24 protein-coding genes and 2 tRNA genes are annotated in these 26640 nt (G+C 54.8%); 6 read left to right on the forward strand and 20 right to left on the reverse strand.

What is annotated here, in order from left to right:
• From rffA to trxA, 8 genes are all read right to left on the reverse strand, one after another.
• Entirely contained in the window at window positions 1-1131 is a 1131-nt protein-coding gene (gene rffA / locus EKN38_RS22760; protein ID WP_014833721.1) for a dTDP-4-amino-4,6-dideoxygalactose transaminase, read from the reverse strand.
• A gap of 4 nt (window positions 1132-1135) precedes the next feature.
• A complete protein-coding gene (gene rffC / locus EKN38_RS22765) occupies window positions 1136-1813 on the reverse strand; it encodes a dTDP-4-amino-4,6-dideoxy-D-galactose acyltransferase (protein ID WP_014833722.1) in 678 nt (225 codons plus the stop codon).
• Window positions 1810-3072, reverse strand: a complete 1263-nt coding sequence (wecC, locus tag EKN38_RS22770) for a UDP-N-acetyl-D-mannosamine dehydrogenase (RefSeq protein WP_014833723.1) — start codon at window positions 3070-3072, stop codon at window positions 1810-1812. The genes rffC and wecC overlap by 4 nt, the downstream gene beginning before the upstream one ends.
• Window positions 3069-4199 (reverse strand): non-hydrolyzing UDP-N-acetylglucosamine 2-epimerase, encoded by a 1131-nt coding sequence (wecB, locus tag EKN38_RS22775; RefSeq protein WP_014833724.1) that lies wholly within the window; start codon window positions 4197-4199, stop codon window positions 3069-3071. The genes wecC and wecB overlap by 4 nt, the downstream gene beginning before the upstream one ends.
• 56 nt (window positions 4200-4255) lie before the next feature.
• On the reverse strand, window positions 4256-5302 hold the full coding sequence (gene wzzE / locus EKN38_RS22780) for an ECA polysaccharide chain length modulation protein (protein ID WP_014833725.1): 1047 nt from the start codon (window positions 5300-5302) through the stop codon (window positions 4256-4258).
• Between the two features lie 13 nt (window positions 5303-5315).
• Window positions 5316-6419: a UDP-N-acetylglucosamine--undecaprenyl-phosphate N-acetylglucosaminephosphotransferase gene (wecA, locus tag EKN38_RS22785; RefSeq protein WP_014833726.1), complete on the reverse strand. Its 1104-nt coding sequence runs from the start codon at window positions 6417-6419 to the stop codon at window positions 5316-5318.
• 242 nt (window positions 6420-6661) lie between these two features.
• Entirely contained in the window at window positions 6662-7921 is a 1260-nt protein-coding gene (rho, locus tag EKN38_RS22790; protein ID WP_001054528.1) for a transcription termination factor Rho, read from the reverse strand.
• 340 nt (window positions 7922-8261) lie between these two features.
• Window positions 8262-8591 (reverse strand): thioredoxin TrxA, encoded by a 330-nt coding sequence (gene trxA / locus EKN38_RS22795; protein WP_004386384.1) that lies wholly within the window; start codon window positions 8589-8591, stop codon window positions 8262-8264.
• A gap of 144 nt (window positions 8592-8735) precedes the next feature.
• Here trxA and rhlB point away from each other — a divergent pair, with 144 nt between their 5' ends.
• Complete coding sequence (gene rhlB, locus EKN38_RS22800) at window positions 8736-10001, forward strand: ATP-dependent RNA helicase RhlB (RefSeq protein WP_014833727.1); 1266 nt, start codon at window positions 8736-8738, stop codon at window positions 9999-10001.
• Window positions 10002-10007: 6 nt separating this feature from the next.
• The gene (gene gppA / locus EKN38_RS22805; RefSeq protein WP_014833728.1) at window positions 10008-11492 is read left to right on the forward strand and encodes a guanosine-5'-triphosphate,3'-diphosphate diphosphatase; all 1485 of its coding nucleotides are present in this window, start codon (window positions 10008-10010) and stop codon (window positions 11490-11492) included.
• A 51-nt stretch (window positions 11493-11543) separates the two neighbouring features.
• Here gppA and rep read toward each other — a convergent pair whose 3' ends face one another.
• Window positions 11544-13568: a DNA helicase Rep gene (rep, locus tag EKN38_RS22810; RefSeq protein WP_013099281.1), complete on the reverse strand. Its 2025-nt coding sequence runs from the start codon at window positions 13566-13568 to the stop codon at window positions 11544-11546.
• 85 nt (window positions 13569-13653) lie between these two features.
• Here rep and ppiC point away from each other — a divergent pair, with 85 nt between their 5' ends.
• Complete coding sequence (ppiC, locus tag EKN38_RS22815; protein WP_008501570.1) at window positions 13654-13935, forward strand: peptidylprolyl isomerase PpiC; 282 nt, start codon at window positions 13654-13656, stop codon at window positions 13933-13935.
• Between the two features lie 85 nt (window positions 13936-14020).
• Here the strand turns inward: ppiC and ilvC are convergent, their stop codons facing one another.
• Window positions 14021-15496, reverse strand: a complete 1476-nt coding sequence (ilvC, locus tag EKN38_RS22820) for a ketol-acid reductoisomerase (RefSeq protein ID WP_126522840.1) — start codon at window positions 15494-15496, stop codon at window positions 14021-14023.
• 152 nt (window positions 15497-15648) lie between these two features.
• Between ilvC and ilvY the strand changes: the two genes are divergently transcribed.
• Window positions 15649-16539 carry an HTH-type transcriptional activator IlvY gene (gene ilvY, locus EKN38_RS22825; protein ID WP_014833731.1) on the forward strand — a complete coding sequence of 297 codons (891 nt, stop codon included), beginning with the start codon at window positions 15649-15651 and terminating at the stop codon, window positions 16537-16539.
• Window positions 16540-16584: 45 nt separating this feature from the next.
• On the opposite strand, the gene ilvA is transcribed toward ilvY, so the two are convergent.
• The 7 genes from ilvA to ilvL form a co-directional block, all read right to left on the reverse strand.
• Window positions 16585-18129, reverse strand: coding sequence for a threonine ammonia-lyase, biosynthetic (ilvA, locus tag EKN38_RS22830; RefSeq protein ID WP_014833732.1), 1545 nt, complete (start codon window positions 18127-18129; stop codon window positions 16585-16587).
• A 2-nt stretch (window positions 18130-18131) separates the two neighbouring features.
• A complete protein-coding gene (gene ilvD / locus EKN38_RS22835; protein WP_014833733.1) occupies window positions 18132-19982 on the reverse strand; it encodes a dihydroxy-acid dehydratase in 1851 nt (616 codons plus the stop codon).
• Window positions 19983-20042: 60 nt separating this feature from the next.
• Window positions 20043-20972: a branched-chain-amino-acid transaminase gene (gene ilvE, locus EKN38_RS22840; protein WP_013099287.1), complete on the reverse strand. Its 930-nt coding sequence runs from the start codon at window positions 20970-20972 to the stop codon at window positions 20043-20045.
• 18 nt (window positions 20973-20990) lie between these two features.
• Window positions 20991-21254, reverse strand: a complete 264-nt coding sequence (gene ilvM / locus EKN38_RS22845) for an acetolactate synthase 2 small subunit (protein ID WP_003860184.1) — start codon at window positions 21252-21254, stop codon at window positions 20991-20993.
• Window positions 21251-22897: an acetolactate synthase 2 catalytic subunit gene (gene ilvG, locus EKN38_RS22850; RefSeq protein ID WP_014833734.1), complete on the reverse strand. Its 1647-nt coding sequence runs from the start codon at window positions 22895-22897 to the stop codon at window positions 21251-21253. Before ilvG ends, ilvM begins: the two co-directional genes overlap by 4 nt.
• Before the next feature lie 2 nt (window positions 22898-22899).
• Window positions 22900-22950 carry a peptide IlvX gene (gene ilvX / locus EKN38_RS22855; protein ID WP_102046757.1) on the reverse strand — a complete coding sequence of 17 codons (51 nt, stop codon included), beginning with the start codon at window positions 22948-22950 and terminating at the stop codon, window positions 22900-22902.
• A gap of 86 nt (window positions 22951-23036) precedes the next feature.
• Window positions 23037-23135 carry an ilv operon leader peptide gene (ilvL, locus tag EKN38_RS22860; protein WP_001311244.1) on the reverse strand — a complete coding sequence of 33 codons (99 nt, stop codon included), beginning with the start codon at window positions 23133-23135 and terminating at the stop codon, window positions 23037-23039.
• 341 nt (window positions 23136-23476) lie between these two features.
• On the opposite strand from ilvL, the gene EKN38_RS22865 reads away from it, so the two are divergent.
• The gene (locus EKN38_RS22865; protein WP_014833735.1) at window positions 23477-24997 is read left to right on the forward strand and encodes a YifB family Mg chelatase-like AAA ATPase; all 1521 of its coding nucleotides are present in this window, start codon (window positions 23477-23479) and stop codon (window positions 24995-24997) included.
• Window positions 24998-25029: 32 nt separating this feature from the next.
• Here EKN38_RS22865 and EKN38_RS22870 read toward each other — a convergent pair whose 3' ends face one another.
• Window positions 25030-25368: a DUF413 domain-containing protein gene (locus tag EKN38_RS22870; protein ID WP_013099290.1), complete on the reverse strand. Its 339-nt coding sequence runs from the start codon at window positions 25366-25368 to the stop codon at window positions 25030-25032.
• A gap of 118 nt (window positions 25369-25486) precedes the next feature.
• On the opposite strand from EKN38_RS22870, the gene hdfR reads away from it, so the two are divergent.
• Window positions 25487-26308 (forward strand): HTH-type transcriptional regulator HdfR, encoded by an 822-nt coding sequence (gene hdfR, locus EKN38_RS22875; RefSeq protein WP_014833736.1) that lies wholly within the window; start codon window positions 25487-25489, stop codon window positions 26306-26308.
• A gap of 99 nt (window positions 26309-26407) precedes the next feature.
• Here the strand turns inward: hdfR and EKN38_RS22880 are convergent.
• Both EKN38_RS22880 and EKN38_RS22885 read right to left on the reverse strand, forming a co-directional pair.
• Window positions 26408-26483, reverse strand: a tRNA-Trp gene (locus tag EKN38_RS22880).
• A gap of 52 nt (window positions 26484-26535) precedes the next feature.
• Window positions 26536-26612 (reverse strand) — tRNA-Asp (locus EKN38_RS22885).
• Window positions 26613-26640 lie beyond the last annotated feature (28 nt).

Below are 26640 nucleotides of genomic sequence, written 5' to 3' on the forward strand. Positions count from 1 at the left end.
TCAGCCGAAATAGCTCAGAAGGGTATTAATCACCGTACGCTGGTTAACCGGCGCGAGGTTGTAGAACAGTGGCAAGCGAAGCAAACGCTCACTTTCTTTCGTGGTATAGCGGTCTTCACCCGCGAATGTCCCGAACGCTTCACCGGCCGGGCTGGAGTGCAGCGGAATGTAGTGGAACACCGCCATAATCTCAGCCTCTTTCAGCCAGGCAATCAGCTTGCTGCGATCGTCGTTATCGCGCAGTTTGATGTAGAACATATGGGCATTGTGGACGCAGTCTGCCGGAATGGTCGGCAGCGCAATACGCCCGGCTTTTGCCAGCGGTGCCAGCGCGTCGTAATAGGTCTGCCACAGGGACAAACGCTGCAGGTTAATGCGCTCTGCCGCCTCCAGCTGTGCCCACAGGTACGCCGCCTGCAGATCCGCCATCAGATAGCTTGAGCCAATATCGCGCCAGGTATACTTATCAACCTGGCCACGGAAGAACTGGCTGCGGTTGGTGCCTTTTTCGCGGATCACTTCCGCACGCTCAACCAGCGCGCGGTCGTTAATCAGCGTCGCGCCACCTTCACCACCTGCGGTGTAGTTTTTGGTTTCGTGGAAGCTAAAGCAGCCGATGTGGCCGATGGTGCCGAGCGCGCGTCCTTTGTAGGTGGACATCACGCCCTGAGCGGCATCTTCCACCACAAACAGGTTATGCTTTTTCGCGATCGCCATAATGGTGTCCATTTCACAGGCCACGCCCGCGTAATGGACCGGAACAATCGCCCGCGTTTTATCAGTGATCGCCGCTTCAATCAGCGTTTCATCGATATTCATGGTGTCCGGACGAATATCCACAAAGACGATTTTCGCCCCGCGTAACACAAACGCGTTCGCCGTGGAGACAAAGGTGTAGCTCGGCATAATCACTTCATCACCGGGCTGAATATCCAGCAGCAGTGCAGCCATTTCCAGCGACGCCGTACAGGAAGGGGTCAGCAGCACTTTAGCGCTGTGAAAACGCTGTTCCATCCACTGCTGGCAGCGACGGGTAAACCCACCATCACCGCAGAGTTTGCCGCTGCCCATAGCAGACTGCATATAGTCGAGTTCGGTTCCCACGACGGGTGGTGCGTTAAATGGAATCATCTTGTCACCTGTATAACCAGTAGGCGGTGGCGTCGATGTTGGCACCACTCGCAATATAACGTTTAAGCGCAGCGGTGTTGCCCATCTGGGTTGCCACCCGCAGCGTCGAGACCTGTTGCTGCTGCGCCCAGTGTAGCGCCGCCTGCATGAGTTTCTCGCCCATACCCCGGCCGGCTAATAAGCCGATACGCGCCTCGCGCTCGTTGAGCTTGCGAAGCGAAACAAAACCCTGGATCTGGCCGTCCGCCGCGCGGAACACCATACAAACATGATCGAACGTCCCTTTTACCGCATTCTCAATCCACTGGGCATAGAAACGTCCGCTGTCCTCAGGTGCATACCAGGGGGCGCGAAAGCGGCTGCGGGCAAACGCCTGCGCCGCCATTTCGCGCAGTACCGGGATATCCTGCTCAGTTGCGATCTCCGCGCCTGGCGCCTCATGCCGGGTTAGCGTAATGGCAAGATCAACTTCACCTTCCACCAGCTGAAATCCGTGTTGCTGAAGCGCATCCAGCAGATCAGCACGCTCCGCCGGGATCTTCGCCTGTACCCGCTGCCAGACGCGAAAGTCGGCGTCAGTCAGTGCCGGTGCCGTTTCGCGCAGGCGCAGAATGGCTGAAGGCAGGCCAAAAAACTGGCTCTCCCACTCAAGGGACTCAATCGTCCCGTTCAGGTTGATCAACGCCAGACACCTTTGGTATCAACAACGTAACGCTGCTGAACGGCATGAGCGGGAGTCGCTTTAAACTCTTTATGATCCACCAGTAGCACCAGTACGTCCGCCGTGGTCAGCGCGTCATCCAGCGCGGTAAGCGTGCAGTGCCCCGCTAGTTTTGCCGGCAGTTCATGAATATTCGGCTCGACCACCAGCGTTTCGCCCGTGTGCCATTGGGCAATCATCTCAGCAATTTCCATTGCCGGGCTTTCGCGCAGATCGTCGATGTTGGGTTTGAACGCCAGGCCAAAGCAGGCAATTTTCAATTCGCTGGCCCGTTTGCCGCTCTCAGACAGACAATCTGCTACCGTGGTTTTAACCTGGTTCAGGACCCAGTGTGGCTTGCTGTCGTTGACTTCACGCGCGGTACGGATCAGACGAGCCTGATCCGGATTTTGCGCCACGATAAACCATGGGTCGACGGCGATACAGTGACCGCCCACGCCAGGGCCTGGCTGCAGAATGTTAACGCGCGGATGGCGATTCGCCAGGCTGATTAACTCCCAGACGTTAATCCCCTGATCGGCGCAGATCAGCGACAGCTCATTGGCAAAAGCGATGTTCACGTCGCGGAAACTGTTTTCCGTCAGTTTGCACATTTCGGCGGTACGGGAGTTGGTCACCACGCATTCGCCTTCGAGGAAAATCTTGTACAGCGCGCTGGCGCGAGCGGAACAAACAGGCGTCATACCGCCAATCACGCGGTCGTTTTTAATCAGTTCGACCATGACCTGCCCCGGCAGCACGCGCTCCGGACAGTAGGCGATATTGATATCAGCCTGTTCTCCCGCCTGCTGCGGGAAGCTTAAATCAGTCCGGGCTTCTGCCAGCCATTGTGCCATCTGCTCGGTTGCCCCAACCGGAGACGTGGACTCCAGGATCACCAGCGCCCCTTTCTTCAGCACAGGTGCAATAGATTTCGCAGCGGCCTCGACGTAGACCATGTCGGGCTCATGGTCGCCTTTAAATGGCGTCGGCACAGCGATGAGATAAGCATCGGCTTCAACCGGCGTGGTACTGGCGCGCAGGAATCCCCCATCAACGGCCTCTTTGACCACCCGGTCGAGATCGGGCTCCACAATATGGATTTCGCCACGGTTAATGGTTTCCACCGCGCGCGCATTGATGTCCACGCCTACAACCTGTTTTTGACGAGAGGCAAATGCTGCCGCAGTAGGCAAGCCAATGTAGCCAAGACCAATGACAGAGATGGTAGTAAAACTCATAGCGATACCCGATTGTGTTTAAGTGCATGCAAAATACGGCCACAAGCCAGCCCATCACCGTACGGGTTATGGGCCCGGCTCATCGCCTGATACGCTTCTTCGTCGTGCAACAGACGCGTCACTTCATCGACGATGCGCTGCTTATCCGTGCCGACCAGACGCACCGTGCCCGCTTTTACCGCTTCCGGACGCTCGGTGGTTTCACGCATCACCAGCACCGGCTTGCCAAGGGAAGGCGCCTCTTCCTGAATACCACCTGAATCGGTGAGGATCAGCCAGGCATGGTTCATCAGCCAGACAAAGGGCATGTAATCCTGCGGCTCAATCAGAAGGACATTTTCAACATGCCCCAGTATGCGGTTGACCGGCTCGCTGACGTTAGGGTTGAGATGCACCGGATAGACAATCTGCACGTCTTCATTTTGCGCAGCGATTTCAGCCAGCGCATGACAGATTTGCTCGAAACCCCGGCCAAAGCTCTCACGACGGTGGCCGGTGACCAGAATGGTTTTTTTACCGTTGTTCAAAAACGGATAGCGCGCAGCGAGTTCACGCTGGAGATCGTCATTTGACAGTACGCGGTCACGTACCCAAATCAGGGCATCGATAACCGTATTGCCTGTCACAAAGATTTTTTTGTCAGCGATATTTTCACGCAGCAGGTTCTGGCGCGAATTTTCGGTGGGTGCAAAGTGGTACATCGCCAGATGCCCGGTGAGCGTACGGTTAGCTTCTTCCGGCCACGGCGAGTAAAGGTTGCCGGTACGCAGGCCCGCTTCAACGTGCCCGACAGGAATACGTTGATAAAACGCCGCCAGACTGGTTGCCACGGTGGTGGTGGTGTCGCCATGCACCAGCACGACATCAGGCTTAAAGGATTCCAGAATGGGCTTAAGCTCTTGCAGAATACGGCAGGTTATCTCCGTTAATCCCTGCCCCGGCTTCATAATATTGAGGTCGTAATCCGGGACGATGGAAAAGAGCGTTAAGACCTGATCAAGCATCTCCCGGTGTTGCGCAGTCACGCACACTTTCGCTTCAATATCAGGATCGCTGGCCAGCGCATGCACCAGAGGGGCCATCTTGATGGCCTCCGGCCTGGTGCCAAATACGGTAAGTACTTTCACATCGATTCTCTTCGATTAGGCGATGAAGGCCGTAGCCTTCATCGTAGACGGCGTTCTTAATTTGTGCGACGACGTATTAACGCCACGCCAGCGCCCGTCAGTGCGCCTACAATCCCCCACATGATCATCAGGAATGCACGACGCGGACTATCGCGTTTTACAGGTTCTTCAGGCGTTCGCAAATAACGATAGGTCTGAAAACGCGGGTCCAGCGTTGGACCGACATTCAGGGTGTTGAGCATGGCGCGGTTTTGATCGTAGTCGAGGTCAAAATCAGGGCCAACGGCCTGAAGGTTTTCCAGACGTGCCTGCAGCATGGGACGACCAAGCAGGAACATTTCAGAATCAGGCAGTTCATCCGCCGGGACATCCGTTTCGCTGCGGGAAATATTGTGCTGCTCTGCAATTTTCAGCGCCTGCTCAATATTGTGTACACGGCGAGAGAAAATGGCTTGTGCCACTTCTTCCTGACGTTTTACCTGGGCTTTCATCTGGATGGTACGGGCCGCCCAGGCGCCTTTAAGCTCTTCATTAAGATGGCTTGCGGCACGCTGGCTGGCAAAAGCCACATACTGACGCAACAGATTATTGGCATCCGGTGCCGTTTCCGCTATCAGTTTGACGCTGTCATTAACGTTACGCAGCGCATCTCCCGGCATAAACTGAATGTTGTTTATCAGGTCATCCAAAAACGCAGCATCCGCTTTACTGTTGCCCACCATGCGTTGCTTGTAATAGTCCGTCTGGCTCCAGAAATCACGACGCGTGTCCCAGGAGGCCAGTTGCATCACAAACTCTTTATACGCCTCATCCATGACGGAAACCTGATCGGGAGTCGCCAGATTCGCCTTGATATCCAGGTTACGCAGGAACTGCTGCTGGGAATAAAACCCGCCAAGCATGTTAACCGTTGGTCTGTCTGTAATTGCCGTGGCGCTCCACTCTTGTTTTGCAAAGAAGGTGTAGGCCAGCGCTAACAGTGCGAACCCCAGCGCGATCCCCGCAATCCAAAGTTTGCCTGCCCATAACACGCGAAACAAACCCCGAATATCCAGTTCATTCTCAGTTACCACTGATTTCGCTCCCGCCAACGGTTGAGTCATCATAGTCCCGGTTTTACTTAGTTAATGTTGTGTTTTTGTCATTGTTACGACGCATCCTGCGTTTAAGACGTTTAATGAATCGCGCCACTTTCCATGCGCGCTTGATGCAGTAGCCGTACAGGAAAAACGCTAGCAAGAATAATACCAACATTACCCATTCTGGAATGAAATGCGCATATTCTGCAGCGACGCCAATCGCGGCCAGAATAGCAGCGGCAAGGGTAATCAGGACAAACGCCTGACGAGAGGTAAAGCCCGCGCGCATGATGAGATGATGAATATGCTGACGGTCGGGAGAGAAAGGACTCATTCCTTTACGCAGACGGCGATACATAATCGCCACCATATCCATTAATGGGATGGCAATGATCCACAAGGCCGTCACAGGGCTAATCGGATGAGTTTTACCCTGCGTGGTTTCCAGCAAAATCCAGATAACCGTAAAACCAATGAGTGTACTGCCCGCATCACCCATAAAGACTTTATAGCGACGCCCCAGCGCACCGAGGTTCAGGAGAATATAAGGCAGGATGGCGGCAATCATGGCGAAGCACCACATTGACAAACTGTACTGACCATCAAACCAGAGAATGATGCCGATAGCGGCAAAGGAAACCGAAGACAACCCGCCGAGCAGACCGTCAATACCGTCCACCATGTTGAAAGCGTTAATCGCAGCCCAGACAGCAAACAGCGTCAGGAAGAAGCCAAATGGACCCAGGACTAACTCCCAGGGGCCAAACACATAACCGAGGCTTCTCAGGTAAAGTCCGCCAACGACCATCATAATCACGCCAATCGCCGCCTGGACGGTGGCGCGGATCTTCACCGCGATATCGAATCGGTCATCCAGTGCCCCAACGAGAACCAGGACACCCGCACAGGCAAGATAGAGGGCGGCGTGTGGAATATAATAATCCGCAATGCCAAACGTGAAACAAATGCCAGCGTAAACAGAAATCCCTCCCACCAGAGGAATAAGTCCCTGATGACGTTTACGAAAATTAGGTTTATCCACCAACCCTATTCTTTTTGCCACCTTACGCGCAATGAACAAAAAACAGGTTGTGAATAAAAAAATACTGATCAGCTCAGTAACGGCGGTGAGTAGATTCACAATGGATTGCTCTCAACAAATGTTAGTCCCGGAAGTATAACCATGAAGCCTCCGCCTCAGAAGTATTAAAGGTGGCTTCTTACAACTCCCTTTGTATATTTTTCAATCAATTATTTCTTTGACTGTACAAACGGTCCTATTGTCGCACCGACCGGTCAAAATTGGGAGTGTGTGGTAATAGCGTATAGTCCATAAAAGAAAAACGCCACGTAAAAACGTGGCGTTCACTGGCTTTATTTGCGTTACGAGCGCTTCATCATGTCGAAGAAATCGTCGTTGGTTTTGGTCATCGCCAGTTTGTTAATGAGGAACTCCATTGCGTCGATTTCACCCATCGGATGGATGATTTTGCGCAGGATCCACATTTTCTGCAGCTCTTCCTGAGTGGTGAGCAGCTCTTCCTTACGGGTACCGGAGCGGTTGTAGTCGATAGCCGGGAAGACACGTTTTTCCGCAATCTTACGAGAGAGGTGCAGTTCCATGTTGCCTGTCCCTTTAAACTCTTCGTAGATAACTTCGTCCATTTTGGAGCCGGTATCGATCAGCGCCGTCGCGATGATGGTCAGGCTACCGCCCTCTTCCACATTACGTGCAGCACCGAAGAAGCGCTTAGGACGATGCAGGGCGTTAGCATCCACACCACCGGTCAGTACTTTACCGGAAGCCGGGACCACGGTGTTGTAGGCACGCGCCAGACGGGTGATGGAGTCGAGCAGAATGATAACGTCTTTCTTGTGCTCAACCAGGCGTTTCGCCTTCTCGATCACCATTTCCGCAACCTGAACGTGACGGGATGCCGGCTCGTCAAAGGTAGAAGCCACAACTTCACCCTTCACCAGACGCTGCATCTCGGTCACTTCTTCCGGACGCTCGTCAATCAGCAGTACCATCAGCACACAGTCAGGATGGTTGTAGGCAATGCTCTGCGCGATATTCTGCAGCAGCATGGTTTTACCCGCTTTTGGCGGTGCCACAATCAGACCACGTTGACCACGACCAATTGGCGAAGCCAGATCCAGAACGCGTGCGGTTAAGTCTTCGGTAGAACCGTTACCACGCTCCATACGCAGACGAGAGTTCGCGTGCAGAGGCGTTAAGTTCTCAAAGAGGATCTTATTACGCGAGTTTTCCGGTTTGTCGTAGTTAACTTCGTTAACTTTCAACAGCGCAAAGTAGCGTTCACCCTCTTTTGGAGGACGAATCTTACCTGAAATGGTGTCACCAGTGCGGAGGTTGAAACGGCGGATTTGGCTGGGGGATACGTAGATGTCGTCAGGGCCGGCGAGGTAGGAGCTGTCTGCAGAGCGGAGGAAACCAAATCCGTCTTGCAATATCTCCAGCACACCGTCGCCAAAGATATCTTCGCCACTCTTAGCGTGCTGCTTCAGGATGGCGAAAATGATGTCCTGCTTGCGCATACGAGCCTGGTTTTCCAGTCCCATATTTTCGCCGAGAGTGATCAGCTCAGAAACCGGCGTATTCTTTAATTCGGTAAGATTCATAATGGTGTGGGTTCTTAAACTCGGGGTGATTCTCGAACTTAATGTTGTGAATGGTATGGCAGGGTCATCCATGCCTGTTTAGCGGCCATCAACTCATGTCTGTTCGCTGTCTGGTCACAGGGAAAGAACGCAGATCTGAAACGACAAGACGGATTGAGTGACAAGCCCGGAATTTAGCCACTTCACGCACTGTTTATGTTAACAACGGGAAGTTTCGGGTAAAACAAGATTCAAACAACAAGATATGTTTAAAACGAAGTCATAGCTAACTTAGCACGACTTAAGCCGGGCGTCCAGAGTTGCAGATCATTTAGGACTCTGGACGCGCAGCGGAGAAACCTTACGCCAGGTTAGCGTCGAGGAACTCTTTCAGTTGACCTTTGGACAGTGCGCCCACTTTGGTCGCCGCCACTTCGCCATTTTTGAACAGCAGCAGAGTCGGGATGCCACGGATGCCGTATTTTGGCGCGGTGCCCGGGTTCTGGTCGATGTTCAGCTTGGCAACGGTCAGTTTGCCCTGATATTCGTCAGCGATCTCATCCAGAATCGGGGCGATCATTTTGCAAGGACCACACCATTCAGCCCAGAAATCGACGAGGGTCAGCCCGTCAGCCTTAAGTACGTCCGTGTCAAAACTGTCGTCAGTCAGGTGAATAATTTTATCGCTCATATATAACTCCACAGGAATAAGCCTGGTGCGTTGGTTTCGCCTTCATCAACGACGTGTTGATGTCGCATTAACCAACTAAAGGTTGACTTTATTTCACCGGATACGCTTTCGTAAAGCAATAGTAAGCTGATATTCTACCACACTATGAGCAAAACACATTTAACAGAACAGAAGTTTTCCGACTTCGCCCTGCACCCAAAAGTGATTGAAGCCCTTGAAAATAAAGGGTTTCATAACTGCACGCCCATTCAGGCTCTCGCCCTGCCGCTGACGCTGGCCGGTCGTGATGTAGCAGGGCAGGCGCAAACCGGTACTGGCAAAACGATGGCGTTTTTAACGTCAACGTTTCATTATTTACTTTCTCATCCAGCGATTGCAGACCGCAAAGTTAACCAGCCGCGCGCGCTTATCATGGCTCCGACGCGAGAACTGGCGGTACAGATCCACGCAGACGCTGAACCCCTGACGCAGGCGACTGGCCTGAAGATCGGCCTGGCTTACGGCGGCGATGGCTACGATAAGCAGCTGAAAGTGCTGGAAAGCGGCGTGGATATCCTGATCGGAACCACTGGCCGTCTTATCGACTATGCAAAACAGAACCACATTAACCTTGGCGCAATCCAGGTTGTGGTGCTGGATGAAGCCGACCGCATGTACGATCTGGGCTTCATTAAAGACATCCGCTGGCTGTTCCGTCGCATGCCGCCGGCAAATCAGCGTCTGAACATGCTGTTCTCCGCGACCCTTTCTTATCGCGTACGCGAGCTGGCGTTCGAGCAGATGAACAACGCCGAATATGTGGAAGTGGAACCGGAGCAGAAAACAGGTCACCGCATTAAAGAAGAGCTCTTCTATCCCTCCAATGAAGAGAAAATGCGCCTGCTGCAGACGCTGATCGAAGAAGAGTGGCCAGATCGCGCCATTATCTTCGCGAACACGAAACACCGCTGTGAAGATATCTGGGGCCATCTGGCTGCGGATGGTCACCGTGTGGGTCTGCTGACCGGCGATGTCGCACAGAAAAAACGCCTGCGTATTCTCGACGAATTTACCCGTGGCGATCTTGATATTCTGGTCGCAACTGACGTGGCAGCACGTGGTCTGCACATTCCCGCCGTCACGCACGTCTTCAACTATGACCTGCCGGATGACTGCGAAGATTACGTACACCGCATTGGTCGTACTGGTCGTGCGGGCGCAAGCGGTCACTCTATTAGCCTTGCGTGTGAAGAATACGCGCTGAATCTTCCGGCGATTGAGACCTACATTGGTCACTCTATTCCACAGAGTAAATACAATCCGGATGCGCTGTTAAGCGAACTGCCGCCGCCTAAGCGCCTTACCCGCGCCCGCTCCGGTAATGGCCCGCGTCGTTCTGGCGCACCGCGTAATCGTCGTCGTTCAGGTTAAGAAAATATGCTCAGCTCCACCTCGCTTTATGCGGCAATTGATCTCGGTTCGAATAGTTTTCATATGCTGGTTGTGCGCGAGGTGGCGGGAAGCATACAAACGCTGACGCGCATTAAGCGCAAGGTCCGCCTCGCGGCGGGCCTGAGCAGCGATAATTATCTCTCTCCCGAAGCCATGGAACGTGGCTGGCAGTGTCTGCGTCTCTTTGCCGAACGCCTGCAGGATATCCCCCATTCGCAAATTACCGTTGTCGCCACCGCGACGCTGCGCCTGGCAGTAAATGCCGTGGATTTTATTGCCAAAGCGCAGGAAATTCTCGGGTGCCCGGTTCAGGTTATCAGCGGTGAAGAAGAAGCGCGTCTGATCTATCAGGGGGTTGCGCACACGACGGGGGGCGACGATCGCCGTCTGGTCGTGGATATCGGGGGTGCCAGCACCGAGCTCGTCACCGGCACGGGTGCGCAGGCGACTTCGCTGTTCAGCCTGTCGATGGGCTGTGTGACCTGGCTTGAGCGCTACTTTGCTGACCGAAATCTGGGCAAAGAGAACTTCGATGAAGCGGAAAATGCCGCCCGCGAGGTGTTACGTCCGGTGATGGACGAACTGCGCTATCACGGCTGGAAAGTCTGCGTAGGTGCTTCAGGTACCGTGCAGGCGTTGCAGGAAATCATGATGGCCCAGGGGATGGACGAGCGGATCACGCTGACCAAACTCCAGCAGCTGAAACAGCGCGCGATTCAGTGTGGTCGTCTGGAAGAGCTGGAGATAGAGGGCCTGACGCTGGAACGCGCGCTGGTCTTCCCGAGTGGCCTGGCCATTTTGATCGCCATTTTTACCGAACTGAACATCCAGTGTATGACGCTGGCTGGCGGCGCGCTGCGTGAAGGTCTGGTCTACGGAATGCTGCATCTTTCAGTTGATCAGGATATTCGTACCCGCACTCTGCGTAACGTACAGCGCCGCTTTATTGTCGATACCGATCAAGCGCAACGGGTGGGACAACTGGCCTCTTTGTTTGCCGATCAGGTTAAGAACAGCTGGGATATTGAACCCTTAAGCCGCGATTTGTTGCTAAGTGCCTGTGCGCTGCATGAAATTGGTCTGAGCGTCGAGTATAAGCAGGCGCCGCTGCACGCAGCCTGGCTGGTGCGTAATCTCGATCTGCCGGGTTACACGCCGGCACAAAAGAAACTGCTGGCAACGTTACTGTTAAACCAGACCAACGCCGTTGACCTCTCCTCGTTACATCAGCAAAACGCTGTGCCGCCGCGCGTGGCCGAGCATCTGTGTCGCCTGCTGCGTCTGGCAATTCTGTTTGCCAGCCGACGTCGCGATGATTTGCTGCCCAACATTCGTCTGGTGGCGGATGACGAAAGACTGTCGCTGACGCTGCCGGAACACTGGATTGATAATCACCCGCTTGGGGCAGAGATGATTGAGCAGGAGTGCCAGTGGCAGAGCTATGTGCACTGGGCGCTTGAAGTGAAATAACACGCTGTACATTGCCGGGTGGCGGCTTCGCCATACCCGGCCAGCACATTCTTATCCCTTCTCTTTGGCTTTTGCCAGCATCGCGCGAATGTTCGCGACGTTAGCCTGGCCTTTGTGCATCCGTTCTTCTGCGGTAATGACTTTGCGTTCCTGTTCCCAGATCAGATCGTCCTGCGGCAGTTCCAGCAAGAAACGGCTCGGTTCCGGGCGCACCAGCTCACCGTACTGTCTGCGCTCTTTGCACAGCGTGAACGTCAGCTCTTTCTGCGCACGGGTGATCCCCACATAGGCCAGACGACGCTCTTCATCGACGTTATCTTCATCAATGCTGCTCTGGTGCGGCAGTAAGCCCTCTTCCATACCGACCAGATAGACATACGGGAATTCCAGCCCTTTTGACGCATGCAGCGTCATCAGCTGTACCTGATCGGCCTCCTCTTCGCTCTCACCGCGCTCCATCATGTCGCGCAGCGTAAAGCGGGTGACGACCTGAGTCAGGGTCATCGGCTCGTCGATTTCAGAACCTTCCAGCATTTCCGTCATCCAGCTGAACAGCTGGTTAACGTTTTTCATGCGCATCTCCGCCGCCTTCGGGCTGGCAGAGGTTTCATACAGCCAGGACTCGTAGTCGATGCCGTGGATCAGATCGCGAACGGCGGCAACCGGTTCACGCTCCGCCAGACGCTGGACTTCACCAAGCCAGTGGGTAAAGCGGGTTAACGAATCATAACCGCGCCCGGTTAACGTCTGGCTCAGCCCCATGTCGAAGCTGGCGGTGAACAGGCTTTTGTTGCGCGTCATCGCCCATTCTCCGAGCTTTTGCAGCGTCGCCGGGCCAATTTCACGTTTCGGGGTGTTCACGATACGCAAAAACGCGCTGTCATCATCCGGGTTAGTCAGCACGCGCAGATAGGCCAGCAGATCTTTGATTTCAGGCCGCGAGAAGAACGAAGTTCCACCCGAAATTTTGTACGGGATGCGGTTCTGCATCAGCATCTTTTCAAAGACGCGCGACTGGTGGTTGCCGCGATAGAGGATCGCGTAATCTTTATATTCCGTTTTATTGACGAAGTGGTGCGCAATGAGTTCGCCCGTCACGCGCTCCGCTTCATGCTCTTCGTTGTTGGCACTGAGCACTTTTAGTTCTGTGCCATAACCGAGTTCAGAGAACAGGCGTTTTTCGAAGACGTGCGGGTTATTGGCAATCAGGATATTTGCCGCTTTCAGGATGCGCCCGGAGGAGCGGTAGTTCTGTTCCAGCTTGATCACCTGCAGCGCCGGAAAATCTTTGCTCAGCAGCACCAGGTTTTGTGGGCGCGCACCGCGCCAGGAGTAGATTGACTGGTCATCATCGCCTACCACGGTGAAACGCGCACGCTGTCCCACCAGCAGCTTCACCAGCTCATACTGACTGGTGTTGGTGTCCTGGTATTCATCCACCAGCAGGTAGCGGATCTTATTCTGCCAGCGCTCGCGCACCTCTTCATTACGCTGCAACAGCAGCGTGGGCAGCAGGATCAGATCGTCAAAATCCAGCACGTTACACGCTTTCATATGTGCATCGTACAGACCGTAGCAGTGAGCGAAGATCCGATCCCGCTCACCTTTGGCGCTCGCCGCCGCCTGAGCGGGGGTCATCAGATCGTTTTTCCAGTTGGAGATCGTCGAGATCAGCTGCTGCAACAGCACTTTGTCATCTTCGATCAGCCCCTCGGTGAGCTCCTTGAGCAATGCCACCTGATCGGTGTCGTCGAAGAGCGAGAAGTTGGATTTCATCCCCAGCGCCGCGTATTCGCGTTTGATGATATCCAGCCCCAGCGTGTGGAACGTCGAGATCATCAGGCCTCGCGCCTCTTTACGCCCCAGCGTCTGGCCGACACGCTCTTTCATTTCGCGCGCCGCTTTGTTGGTAAAGGTCACCGCTGCAATGTGCCGGGCCTGATACCCACAGCCGCGGATCAGGTGGGCGATTTTGTTCGTGATCACTCGGGTTTTACCGGAGCCAGCCCCCGCCAGCACCAGACACGGTCCGGTGACAAATTCGACAGCTTGTTGTTGTCCGGGGTTTAAACGCATAAATGATCACTCAATGAAAGTCAGGAGGGGAGAATAACAGCGTGGTAGTATAGCGAGCCTAATCCATACCACTCAAGGCACGATCATGGCAAAAACAGCAGCAGCACTGCATATCCTTGTTAAAGAAGAGAAACTGGCTCTGGATCTTCTGGAGCAGATCAAAAACGGCGCCGACTTCGGCAAGCTGGCGAAGAAGCACTCCATTTGCCCGTCAGGCAAACGCGGCGGTGACTTAGGTGAATTCCGTCAGGGTCAGATGGTTCCGGCGTTCGACAAAGTGGTCTTCTCCTGCCCGGTACTGGAGCCGACTGGCCCACTGCATACGCAGTTCGGTTATCATGTGATCAAGGTTTTGTATCGCAAATAAAAAGCCGGGTGGCGGCTACGCCTTACCCGGCCTACGTCTTAGCGTTTTGTAGGTCGGGTAAGCGAAGCGCCACCCGACGAGGGTGTTAACCCGCTACCGCGATACGTTTCATATCGGTCATGTAGCCACGCAGTTTGTGACCTACTTTCTCGATCTGGTGGCTGCGAATCGCTTCGTTCACATCGCGCAGCAGCGCGTTGTCTACCGCACCTTCCGCAATGGCTTTGCCCAGATCGCCCGGCTGCAGGGTGGTCATGAACTCTTTCAGCAGCGGTACGCACGCATAAGAGAACAGGTAGTTGCCGTACTCAGCGGTATCAGAGATAACCACGTTCATTTCGTACAGACGCTTACGGGCGATGGTGTTCGCGATCAGCGGCAGCTCGTGCAGTGATTCGTAGTATGCAGACTCTTCGATGATGCCGGAATCCACCATGGTTTCGAACGCCAGCTCAACACCCGCTTTCACCATCGCGATCATCAGTACGCCTTTGTCGAAGTACTCTTGCTCGCCGATTTTACCTTCATACTGTGGCGCAGTTTCGAACGCGGTCTTACCGGTCTCTTCACGCCAGGTCAGCAGTTTCTTATCATCATTCGCCCAGTCCGCCATCATGCCGGAAGAGAATTCGCCGGAGATGATGTCGTCCATATGTTTCTGGAACAGCGGCGCCATGATGGTTTTCAGCTGTTCAGACAGTGCGAAAGCACGCAGCTTCGCCGGGTTGGACAGACGATCCATCATCAGCGTGATACCGCCCTGCTTCAGCGCTTCGGTGATGGTTTCCCAGCCGAACTGAATCAGTTTTTCTGCGTATGCCGGGTCGGTACCCTCTTCCACCAGCTTATCGAAGCACAGCAGTGAACCGGCCTGCAGCATGCCGCACAGAATGGTCTGCTCGCCCATCAGGTCAGATTTCACTTCAGCCACGAAGGACGATTCCAGAACGCCCGCACGGTGGCCACCGGTCGCCGCTGCCCATGCTTTGGCAATCGCCATGCCTTCGCCTTTCGGATCGTTTTCCGGGTGAACGGCGATCAGGGTCGGCACGCCGAAGCCACGCTTGTACTCTTCACGCACTTCCGTACCCGGACACTTCGGTGCCACCATCACTACGGTGATGTCTTTACGGATCTGCTCGCCCACTTCAACGATGTTGAAGCCGTGGGAGTAACCCAGCGCAGCGCCGTCTTTCATCAGCGGCTGCACGGAGCGCACAACGTCAGAGTGCTGTTTGTCTGGCGTCAGGTTAACAACCAGATCCGCCTGCGGGATCAGCTCTTCGTAGGTACCCACTTTGAAACCGTTTTCGGTCGCTTTACGCCAGGAAGCGCGTTTTTCAGCAATCGCTTCTTTACGCAGGGCGTAAGAGATATCCAGACCGGAGTCACGCATGTTCAGGCCCTGGTTCAGACCCTGCGCGCCACAGCCGACGATGACCACTTTTTTACCCTGAAGGTAGCTCGCGCCATCGGCAAATTCATCGCGCGCCATGAAGCGGCATTTGCCCAGCTGCGCCAGCTGCTGGCGCAAGTTCAGTGTATTAAAGTAGTTAGCCATGGGTGATACCTCGTGATGTTGTGTGTCTTATTGTTCGGTTCGCGTTTCAGCGAGAATGTACCCACATTACAGCAGGAAATGTATTGCGGAAATTGATATATTCACAACATCACGTTGCAATATCTGCAATGTAAAAAGGGGGAGTGAAATCCGTGGATTTACGCGATCTGAAAATGTTTTTGCATCTGGCAGAAAGTCGCCATTTTGGCCGTAGCGCCCGGGCCATGCACGTCAGCCCATCCACGCTTTCACGCCAGATCCAGCGCCTTGAAGAAGACCTCGGCCAGCCCCTGTTTGTGCGGGATAATCGCACCGTTACCCTCACGGAAGCGGGCGAAGAACTACGAGTCTTTGCTCAGCAGACGTTGCTGCAGTACCAGCAGCTACGACATACCATCGATCAGAAAGGGCCGTCTTTGTCCGGCGAGCTGCATATTTTCTGTTCTGTAACGGCCGCCTATAGCCATCTTCCCCCCATCCTTGACCGCTTCCGCGCGGAGCATCCTTCGGTTGAAATTAAGCTCACTACCGGCGATGCCGCCGACGCCATGGAAAAAGTGGTGACCGGTGAAGCGGATCTGGCCATTGCCGGGAAACCGGAAACCCTGCCGGGCGCGGTGGCATTCTCCATGCTGGAGAACCTGGCGGTGGTGCTGATCGCCCCGGCGCTACCCTGCCCGGTGCGTAATCAGGTGTCGGTGGAAAAGCCGGACTGGTCATCGGTGCCGTTTATCATGGCCGATCAGGGGCCGGTGCGACGCCGTATCGAACTCTGGTTCCGTCGTCAGAAAATCAGTAATCCGTCGATTTACGCGACGGTGGGTGGACATGAGGCGATGGTCTCGATGGTGGCGCTTGGCTGCGGCGTGGCGCTGCTGCCGGAAGTGGTGCTGGAAAACAGCCCGGAACCGGTGCGCAATCGCGTGATGATTCTGGAGCGCAGCGACGAGAAGACGCCGTTCGAGCTTGGCGTGTGCGCACAAAAAAAGCGGCTGCATGAGCCGCTTATTGATGCGTTCTGGAAGATATTGCCGAACCATTAAAGTCGGGTGGCGCTACGCTTACCCGACCTACACGCAGACCTCCCCTTAGCCCGCCAGGAAGAAGCGGAACGCCGGGTTGTGGGTTTCATCATGGCACTCATAGCCCAGTTCGTTCAGGCGCGTTTCGAAATCCGGCTCGTGCTCGGCCAGCTCAAACGCTGCCAGCACGCGACCGTAATCGGTGCCATGGCTGCGATAGTGGAACAGGGAGATGTTCCAGTGCGTACCCAGCGTATGCAGGAACTTCAGCAACGCGCCCGGTGATTCCGGGAACTCAAAGCTGTAGAGACGTTCCTTAAGCGGCTTCGACGGACGACCGCCGACCATATAACGCACGTGCAGTTTCGCCATCTCATCGTCAGAGAGATCGACCACGCTGTAGCCGCCTTCATGCAGCAGGTTGAGGATCTCTTTGCGCTCTTCCAGACCGCGGCTTAAACGCACACCGACAAAAATGCAGGCGTCTTTCGCATCGGCAAAACGGTAGTTGAACTCCGTTACCGAACGGCCACCGAGCAGCTGGCAGAACTTCAGGAAGCTCCCCTTCTCTTCCGGAATGGTCACCGCCAGCAGGGCCTCACGCTGCTCCCCCAGCTCGCAGCGCTCAGAAACGTAGCGCAGACCGTGGAAGTTGACGTTAGCACCCGAGAGCACGTGCGCCAGACGCTCGCCGCGAATATTATGCTGGGCGATATATTTCTTCATTCCTGCCAGCGCCAGCGCGCCGGACGGTTCCGCCACCGCACGAACATCCTCGAACAGATCTTTCATCGCCGCGCAGATTGCGTCGCTATCGACGGTGACGATGTCATCAAGATACTCCTGGCACAGGCGGAAGGTTTCGTCGCCAATACGTTTCACCGCCACGCCTTCGGCAAAAAGCCCAACGCGCGGAAGATCGACCGGATGACCCGCATCCAGTGCGGCCTTCAGGCAGGCTGAATCTTCCGCTTCCACGGCAATCACTTTAATCTGCGGCATCAGCTGTTTGATCAGCACCGCCACGCCTGCGGCTAAACCACCACCGCCCACCGGAACGAATACACGGTCAAGATGGGCATCCTGCTGCAGCAGTTCCAGCGCCAGGGTACCTTGTCCTGCAATCACCATCGGATGATCGAACGGCGGTACCCAGGTAAAGCCCTGCTGCTGCGCCAGCTCGATCGCTTTGGCTTTTGCTTCGTCAAAGTTAGCGCCGTGGAGCAGCACTTCGCCACCGAAGCCACGCACCGCATCCACTTTGATATCTGCCGTGGCAACCGGCATCACGATCAACGCTTTCAACCCCAAACGGGCAGACGAGAACGCCACACCCTGCGCGTGGTTGCCCGCCGACGCGGTAATCACGCCGCGTGCTTTTTGCTCGTCGGTCAACCCGGCCATCATCGCGTAGGCCCCGCGCAGCTTGAAGCTGTGCACCGGCTGACGGTCTTCGCGCTTCACCAGAATCACGTTGTCGAGGCGCGAAGAGAGTTTTTCCATTTTCTGCAGCGGGGTGACCTGCACCGCTTCATAGACCGGCGCGCGTAGTACTGCCCGGAGATATTCCGCCCCCTCTGGGGCGGCGGATAAGGGTTGTGACTCGGCCATCATTAGCCCCCAAGTTTCGATTTATCGCGTACCGCGCCTTTGTCTGCACTGGTCGCCAGGCTCGCGTAAGCGCGCAGGGCGAAGGAGACTTCACGCTGGCGGTCCTTCGGCGTCCAGGCTTTATCGCCGCGCGCTTCCTGTGCTTCACGACGAGCCGCGATCTCCTGATCGCTCAGCTTGAGCTGGATCCCGCGATTCGGAATGTCGATTTCAATCAGGTCACCGTCTTCGATGATCGCGATATTGCCGCCGCTCGCCGCTTCCGGTGATACGTGGCCGATGGAGAGGCCGGACGTACCGCCGGAGAAACGTCCGTCGGTGATCAACGCACACGCTTTACCGAGGCCCATCGATTTCAGGAAGGTGGTTGGGTAGAGCATCTCCTGCATGCCCGGCCCGCCTTTTGGCCCTTCGTAACGGATGACCACCACGTCGCCTTCCACGACTTTGCCGCCCAGGATGGCGTCTACCGCCTCGTCCTGGCTCTCGTACACTTTGGCCGGGCCGGTAAATTTGAGGATGCTGTCATCCACGCCTGCGGTTTTTACGATACAGCCGTTTTCCGCAAAGTTGCCGTACAGCACAGCCAGACCGCCGTCTTTGCTGTAGGCGTGCTCCAGCGAACGGATGCACCCTTCGGCACGGTCATCATCCAGGGTGTCCCAGCGGCAATCCTGCGAGAAGGCCTGCGTGGTACGAATACCGGCCGGACCCGCACGGAACATATTTTTCACCGCCTCGTCCTGGGTCAGCATCACGTCATATTTATCCAGCGTCTGCGGCAACGTCAGACCGAGAACGTTCTTCACATCGCGGTTCAGCAATCCGGCGCGATCCAGCTCGCCGAGAATACCGATGACGCCACCCGCGCGGTGGACGTCTTCCATGTGATATTTCTGGGTACTTGGCGCGACTTTACACAGCTGTGGCACTTTGCGGGACAGCTTATCGATGTCATTCATGGTGAAGTCGATTTCGGCTTCCTGCGCGGCGGCCAGCAGGTGCAGGACGGTATTGGTAGAACCGCCCATGGCGATATCCAGCGTCATGGCGTTTTCGAACGCCGCCTTACTGGCGATGTTGCGCGGCAGCGCGCTGGCATCGTCCTGCTCGTAGTAACGTTTGGTCAGCTCAACAATGCGCTTACCGGCGTTGAGGAACAACGCTTTACGGTCAGCGTGCGTCGCCAGCAGCGAGCCGTTGCCCGGCTGAGAGAGGCCCAGCGCCTCGGTCAGGCAGTTCATGGAGTTGGCGGTGAACATCCCGGAACAGGAGCCGCAGGTTGGGCACGCGGAGCGTTCCACCTGGTTACTCTGCTCATCAGACACTTTCGGATCCGCCCCCTGAATCATCGCATCGACGAGGTCGAGCTTGATGATTTTGTCAGAAAGCTTGGTTTTACCCGCTTCCATCGGGCCACCGGAAACGAAGATCACCGGAATGTTCAGACGCAGGGAGGCCATCAGCATCCCCGGGGTGATTTTGTCGCAGTTGGAGATACAGACCATGGCATCCGCACAGTGAGCGTTAACCATGTATTCCACCGAGTCGGCAATCAGCTCGCGCGACGGCAGTGAATAGAGCATGCCCCCGTGCCCCATTGCGATACCGTCATCCACCGCAATGGTGTTGAATTCTTTCGCCACACCGCCCGCAGCTTCAATTTGCCCGGCAACCAGTTTACCGAGATCGCGCAGGTGCACATGGCCCGGCACAAACTGGGTGAAGGAGTTCACCACGGCGATAATCGGTTTACCGAAATCAGCGTCGGTCATCCCGGTGGCGCGCCACAGTGCGCGGGCACCGGCCATATTACGGCCATGAGTGGTGGTGGCGGAACGATACTTAGGCATGCTTTATTTACTCCCGTCTGACTATTAAATGGGACGGTGCGTGCCGTCCCATATTTATGCTTATTGATTAACCTGATCCAACCAGCCGTATTTGTCTTCTGTTTCACCAGTGAAGAGGCCGAAGAAGGCTTGCTGAATACGTTTGGTGACCGGACCACAGCGGCCTGCCCCCACCTGGATACCATCTACGCTGCGAACCGGCGTGATCTCAGCCGCAGTACCGGACATAAAGACTTCATCGGCCAGATACAGGGATTCACGGGACAGAACCTGCTCACGCACTTCGATACCCAGATCTTTCGCCAGCTTAATGATGGCGTCACGGGTAATTCCCGGCAGGGCTGAAGAGGTAAACGGCGGGGTGAACAGGATGCCATCTTTCACTTCAAACAGGTTTTCACCTGCGCCTTCAGAGATATAACCGTTCACATCCAGCGCGATGCCTTCCTGATAGCCGTGGCGGCGCGCTTCGCTGCCAACCAGCAGTGAGGAGAGGTAGTTCCCGCCCGCCTTGGCCGCAGTTGGGATGGTGTTAGGCGCCACGCGGTTCCAGGACGAGACCATTGCGTCGATCCCCTGCTCCAGCGCTTCTGCACCCAGGTACGCCCCCCACGGGAACGCAGCAATGATCACGTCAGTGGTATAACCGGCTGGCGGGTTAACGCCCATCCCCACATCACCCACGAACACCAGCGGTCGAATATAAGCGCTGGTGAGGTTGTTCTTACGAATCACCTCGCGGCAGGCTTCCATCAGTTCATCAACACTTTGAGAAACCGGGAAACGATAAATTTTGGCTGAGTCATGCAAACGCTGCATGTGTTCACGATGACGGAACACCACTGGCCCTTTGTGAGAGTCGTAGCAACGGATGCCTTCAAACACAGACGTACCGTAGTGCAGCGCATGGGACATCACGTGGACCTTCGCGTCCTCCCAACGAACCATCTCACCATTGAACCAAATGTAATCAGCTTTTTTTGTCGTCATTTTCTCTTCCTGTCACGCTCAGGCGCGGATTTGTTGTGATGTGGTTGTGCTCTGACAGATGGCAACATGGGCAACATCTACCAGCTTTGATAACTGACTAAACAGTAAGTCGACCGGGCGCGGACTGGCAACGGTTAATTCGATACTGATGTTTTGGGCGTCAGTGGCCGTCTCCATATTCATAGAGCAAATCTGAAAGCCACGATGACGGACCACGCGCAAAACGCGCTCTAATGTTTCTGGATTGAAGCGAGCCTGAACGGCGACCTGATGTTGCATCATGATAATTTCTCCAGCATTTGTGAGTTACTGGCACCTGGCGGTACCAACGGCCAGACGTTCTCAAGCTCGTCGATTGAGACATGAAGCAGGTAAGGCCCTTCGCTTGACAGCATGGTGTCGAGTGCCGCTTCAACCTGGTCTTTACGGGTGATGTGCTGTCCAGGGATGCCAAAGGCGCTGGCCAGAGTGAGGAAATCGGGGTTGTCAGTCAGGGTGGTCTCGCTGTAGCGCTCCTCGAAGAACAGCTGCTGCCACTGGCGCACCATCCCTAAACGCTGGTTATCGAGCAACACGATCTTCAGCGGCAATTGTTTACGCTTAACGGTGCCCAACTCCTGAACGTTCATCATGAAGGAGCCGTCACCGGAGATACAGATGACCGTATCGTTCGGGCGCGCAACCTGAGCACCCACCGCGGCAGGCAGACCGAAGCCCATCGTGCCTAATCCGCTGGAGGTGATGAAGTTTTCCGGGCGGGTGTAGGTCATGTGCTGCGCAGACCACATCTGATGCTGGCCGACATCGGTCGTCACTACGCTGTCTGCCGGTTTACGGTCAGACAACTGCTTCAACAGCAGCGGCGCATAGATGGCCTCACCCGGATGGTCGTAACGCCAGGCGTGCCCGGCACGCATTTCAGCCGTGTGCTGGCGCCACTCGCGGATATTCAAAGGTTGCTGTAACGCCGGCAGCAGCGTGTTGAGATCGCCCTGCAGCGCAACATGCGCCTGACGCAGTTTGTTCATCTCCGCCGGGTCGATATCCATATGGATAACTTTGGCGTTTGGCGCGAAGGTATTCAGCTTGCCGGTCACGCGATCGTCAAAACGGGCACCGACGGCAATCAGTAAATCACACTCCTGCACCGCCAGGTTTGCCGCTTTGGTACCGTGCATCCCCAGCATGCCCAGGTAGTATGGGTAGTCAGCATCGACGGCCCCCAACCCTTTCAGCGTGCAGGTGGCTGGCATTTGCGTCACTGCGATAAACTCGCGCAGGGCCGGAACCGCCTGTGCCATGCCGACGCCGCCGCCGACATACAGCATCGGCTGGGTTGCCTGCGCCAGCATCCGACGCGCTTCTTCGACTTCCGCATGCGGGAACGCATCGTCGCTCTCCACGGTGGAGAAGTGCGGTTCCAGTTCGCCGACTGCGACCTGGATGTCTTTCGGGATATCCACCAGAACCGGGCCAGGACGGCCAGAGCTGGCAATACGGAACGCTTCCGCCATCACGCCCGGCAGTTCTTCGAGGGACTGCACGAGGAAACTGTGTTTGGTGCAGGCCAGCGACAAGCCGAGCACATCGACTTCCTGGAAGGCATCGGTACCGATGAACGGCGAAGCCACCTGGCCAGTAATTGCGACAACGGGAACAGAGTCGAGCAGTGCATCAGCCAGACCGGTAATCAGGTTTGTGGCGCCCGGTCCAGACGTTGCCATGCAGACACCCGTTTTACCGGTGGCACGTGCATAGCCAATGGCCGCCATGGCTGCGCCCTGCTCGTGTCGGCACAACAGGTGTTCCACGCCGCCGTCATACAGTGCATCGTAAATCGGCATAATTGCGCCTCCCGGATAACCGAAGACCGTTTCGACTCCCTGTGCGCGCAACGCATGTACTACCCACTGTGCCCCATTCATAGTTAGTTCCCCGTCATAAATCGGGAGAAACAGAATTTTGTGCTATTTGTCATTCTCTGCTCCTCGTTTAAGTTTTTTAGTCATAAAAAAACCCCCGGACCTTTCGGTGCGGGGGTCTTAGTTCGTTAAGGCTTGATTTCTAAGCCTTTCCTCGTCCAAGTGCAGCCCCGCACGGTGGGATAATAATCACCACCACGCTAATCACGACCAGGCTAATCACTCGTAGAAGGGCTGTCATTTTCAGTTCTTTTTGCATCTTGTTCGAAGGAATACCTAAAGAGTTATCACAGTTATTAAACCAAACACAAGATTTATTTATGACGGATTTGATTAGCAGGCAAATCATATTCCTGAAAAGCGTTGTTTTATATAAGGAAATTAGATAGTGAATATTTTTCATTTTTTGGGTGTGTTTTAGCGCTCTGCAGCGTTCCGTCCTTCTCTTTGCGAGATGGCTTCCGAATGAATGAAATAGTTGCAGTATGTCGCTAAAAAGCAGGAATGAGTGTCGTAAATAAGCCAAATGACGCTCAACAGGCAAAATCAATACTGACATAGTGACTCACTGAGGAGGTGCTTATGTCACTGTCAGTTGTTTATACGCGCGCGGCTATCGGAGTAAAGGCACCGCTTATTTCTGTAGAGGTTCATCTGAGTAATGGGCTCCCTGGGCTAACGCTTGTCGGCTTGCCAGAAACCACGGTCAAAGAAGCCAGGGATCGGGTACGCAGCGCAATTATCAATAGCGGTTATACCTTCCCTGCAAAGAAGATCACGATCAATCTTGCTCCCGCAGATCTGCCCAAGGAGGGCGGACGATACGATTTACCTATCGCTATTGCGCTTCTCGCAGCCTCTGAGCAGCTCAACACAGCGAGGCTAGGCTCGTACGAGTTCATTGGCGAACTGGCGCTTACAGGCGCGTTAAGAGGCGTTCCTGGCGCCATCTCTGGTGCGCTGGAAGCCATTCATGCCGGTCGACAAATTATTGTAGCCAATGAAAATGCCTCAGAAGTGAGCCTGATTGCGGAGAAAGGTTGCCTGGTCGCGGGGCATTTGCAGGAGGTCTGCGCATACCTTGAAGGCCGACATGAGCTGTCTGAACCGGAAGAAACGGAAGATATCCTGCCAGAAAGTCCGGATGACCTCAGCGATATTATCGGGCAGGTGCAGGGGAAGCGGGCGCTGGAGATCACCGCTGCCGGGGGACACAACCTGTTGCTGATAGGGCCGCCGGGAACGGGGAAAACCATGCTGGCGAGCAGGCTGAACGGGTTATTGCCGCCACTCAATAATCATGAGGCACTTGAAAGCGCTGCGATATACAGCCTGGTGAGTTCTGCCTCGTTGCACAAACAGTGGCGACGTCGGCCTTTTCGCTCTCCACATCATAGTGCCTCCCTGACGGCCATGGTCGGCGGTGGCTCCATTCCGGGGCCGGGAGAGATCTCGCTGGCACACAATGGCATCCTGTTCCTCGATGAGCTGCCTGAGTTTGAACGCCGCGTTCTGGATGCGCTGCGGGAACCCATCGAATCGGGAGAAATCCATATCTCCCGCACGCGCGCTAAAATAAGCTACCCGGCACAATTCCAACTGGTTGCCGCCATGAATCCCAGCCCATCAGGCCATTATCAGGGGAATCATAATCGCTGCACGCCTGAGCAAACGCTGCGCTATCTGGGGAAGCTGTCGGGTCCTTTCCTCGATCGTTTTGATTTATCCCTGGAGATCCCTTTACCTCCTCCCGGTTTGCTTAGCCAGACGACTGTGCGTGGTGAAAGCACAGCTGAAGTACGCAAGCGGGTCATCGCCTCACAGGCACGACAGTACGCACGTCAACGTAAGCTAAATGCCCGTCTGGACAATGCTGAGATTCGGCAGTTTTGCCATCTTAAGGCTGAGGATGCCTGCTGGCTTGAGGAGACATTGACGCGATTTGGGCTTTCGATCCGTGCATGGCAGCGCCTACTGAAAGTGGCTCGCACCATTGCCGATGTGGAAGGAGACTCAGAGATTGAAAGACACCATCTGCAGGAAGCGCTGAGCTATCGCGCCATAGATCGGTTGTTGCTGCACCTGCAAAAATTACTGGCATAAAAAAAGGAGCCGAAGCTCCTTTTCTCATCAACTTAGTCGTCAGACTCGGTGTAGTCTTCCGCACCTTCCATCTGCGGCTTACCGCCAGACAGCGTATGGAAACGCTTTGGACGCTTGATGCGTGCCATGTACTTGATCCATACACGTTCCGCTTCAGACTGCGGCTCACGCTCACCGCGACAAACAGCAACGAACTGTTTTTCGTCTTCAGTCGCAGGCTCACGTTTACCCAGATCCAGCTCGTTAAAGGCATAACCATGACGCTCAAGCAATTGCGCCTCTTTGATGGTGAAATCGCCGTGACGAGAGAACCCGCGTGGATAATTTTTATTGTCGAAAAAACGATTAGTCGTCGTAAAGCTTTCCGCCATCCTACACGCTCCTAATTCTTTGGCCGAGCTATTTATGGCGCGGAGTATTAGTTACGCTTGACAGAGTGTAAAACAAAACATTTAAATCATAACGACAAATAATTTTGTGGAGAAAGATGTGGATACGGAATTGCTAAAAACTTTCCTTGAAGTGAGCAGGACTCGCCACTTCGGGCGAGCAGCTGAAGCCCTTTATCTGACGCAGTCAGCAGTCAGTTTTCGTATTCGACAGCTGGAAAATCAATTAGGTGTGAATCTTTTTACCCGCCATCGTAACAACATCCGTTTGACGCCAGCCGGCGAGAAACTGCTTCCCTATGCAGAAACGTTGATGAATACCTGGCAGGCGGCCCGCAAAGAGGTGTCTCATACGTCCAGGCACAATGAGTTTTCTATTGGCGCCAGCGCATCATTGTGGGAATGCATGCTCAGTCAATGGCTTACCCGGCTATATCATTCGCACAGCCATTTGCAATTCGAAGCCAGAATTGCGCAACGTCAGTCGCTTGTTAAGCAACTCCACGAACGTCAGCTGGATCTTCTGATCACGACTGAAGCTCCCAAGATGGACGAATTTAGCAGCCAGATTGTTGGACAGTTCAGCCTGGCACTCTATGCTTCTGCCCCTTCGATGATGAAGGCAGACCTGAGTTATTTACGTCTTGAGTGGGGGCCGGATTTTCAACAACATGAGGCTGGGTTGATCGCGCCTGATGATGTGCCACAACTCACGACCAGTTCAGCGGAGATCGCCTGTCAACAACTCGCATTACTGAAGGGTTGCACCTGGTTACCTGTACGCTGGGCAGATAGTCAATCCGGACTCCATACCGTGCTGGATTCCACCACGCTTTCCAGACCGCTGTATGCGATTTGGCTGCAAAACAGTGACAAGCAAACACAGATAAAAGATCTGCTAAAAATCAATATCATCGATTGATGCATAAGCCTGCAGGGATGCAGGCAGCATATTCAGAAGGGGTATTTTTTACCGTTTTTCAGGTAAAAAAAATCCTTTGCCGAAGCAAAGGATTATATATGGCAGGGGCGGAGAGACTCGAACTCGCGACACCCGGTTTTGGAGACCGGTGCTCTACCAACTGAGCTACGCCCCTAAAGTTTTTTACCATTAAGCCCGCCGCGAGGCAGGCTTAATGTCTTTATAAGTGGCGGAACGGACGGGACTCGAACCCGCGACCCCCTGCGTGACAGGCAGGTATTCTAACCGACTGAACTACCGCTCCACCGAAGACTGCTGTAACCACCGGATTA

The sequence above is a fragment of the Enterobacter sp. WCHEn045836 genome (assembly GCF_003965585.1).
Taxonomy (GTDB): domain Bacteria; phylum Pseudomonadota; class Gammaproteobacteria; order Enterobacterales; family Enterobacteriaceae; genus Enterobacter; species Enterobacter dissolvens.

What these genes read in the sequence shown, in the direction of transcription:
- wecC (WP_014833723.1), bottom strand. Translation starts at nt 3,072, where the DNA reads ATGAGTTTTACTACCATCTCTGTCATTGGTCTTGGCTACATTGGCTTG.
- ilvG (WP_014833734.1), bottom strand. Translation starts at nt 22,897, where the DNA reads ATGAATGGGGCACAGTGGGTAGTACATGCGTTGCGCGCACAGGGAGTC.
- trxA (WP_004386384.1), bottom strand. Translation starts at nt 8,591, where the DNA reads ATGAGCGATAAAATTATTCACCTGACTGACGACAGTTTTGACACGGAC.
- ilvM (WP_003860184.1), bottom strand. Translation starts at nt 21,254, where the DNA reads ATGATGCAACATCAGGTCGCCGTTCAGGCTCGCTTCAATCCAGAAACA.
- rho (WP_001054528.1), bottom strand. Translation starts at nt 7,921, where the DNA reads ATGAATCTTACCGAATTAAAGAATACGCCGGTTTCTGAGCTGATCACT.
- ilvE (WP_013099287.1), bottom strand. Translation starts at nt 20,972, where the DNA reads ATGACGACAAAAAAAGCTGATTACATTTGGTTCAATGGTGAGATGGTT.
- rep (WP_013099281.1), bottom strand. Translation starts at nt 13,568, where the DNA reads ATGCGTTTAAACCCCGGACAACAACAAGCTGTCGAATTTGTCACCGGA.
- gppA (WP_014833728.1), top strand. Translation starts at nt 10,008, where the DNA reads ATGCTCAGCTCCACCTCGCTTTATGCGGCAATTGATCTCGGTTCGAAT.
- EKN38_RS22865 (WP_014833735.1), top strand. Translation starts at nt 23,477, where the DNA reads ATGTCACTGTCAGTTGTTTATACGCGCGCGGCTATCGGAGTAAAGGCA.
- ilvA (WP_014833732.1), bottom strand. Translation starts at nt 18,129, where the DNA reads ATGGCCGAGTCACAACCCTTATCCGCCGCCCCAGAGGGGGCGGAATAT.
- wzzE (WP_014833725.1), bottom strand. Translation starts at nt 5,302, where the DNA reads ATGACTCAACCGTTGGCGGGAGCGAAATCAGTGGTAACTGAGAATGAA.
- ilvC (WP_126522840.1), bottom strand. Translation starts at nt 15,496, where the DNA reads ATGGCTAACTACTTTAATACACTGAACTTGCGCCAGCAGCTGGCGCAG.
- ppiC (WP_008501570.1), top strand. Translation starts at nt 13,654, where the DNA reads ATGGCAAAAACAGCAGCAGCACTGCATATCCTTGTTAAAGAAGAGAAA.
- rffA (WP_014833721.1), bottom strand. Translation starts at nt 1,131, where the DNA reads ATGATTCCATTTAACGCACCACCCGTCGTGGGAACCGAACTCGACTAT.
- ilvL (WP_001311244.1), bottom strand. Translation starts at nt 23,135, where the DNA reads ATGACAGCCCTTCTACGAGTGATTAGCCTGGTCGTGATTAGCGTGGTG.
- ilvD (WP_014833733.1), bottom strand. Translation starts at nt 19,982, where the DNA reads ATGCCTAAGTATCGTTCCGCCACCACCACTCATGGCCGTAATATGGCC.
- EKN38_RS22870 (WP_013099290.1), bottom strand. Translation starts at nt 25,368, where the DNA reads ATGGCGGAAAGCTTTACGACGACTAATCGTTTTTTCGACAATAAAAAT.
- rhlB (WP_014833727.1), top strand. Translation starts at nt 8,736, where the DNA reads ATGAGCAAAACACATTTAACAGAACAGAAGTTTTCCGACTTCGCCCTG.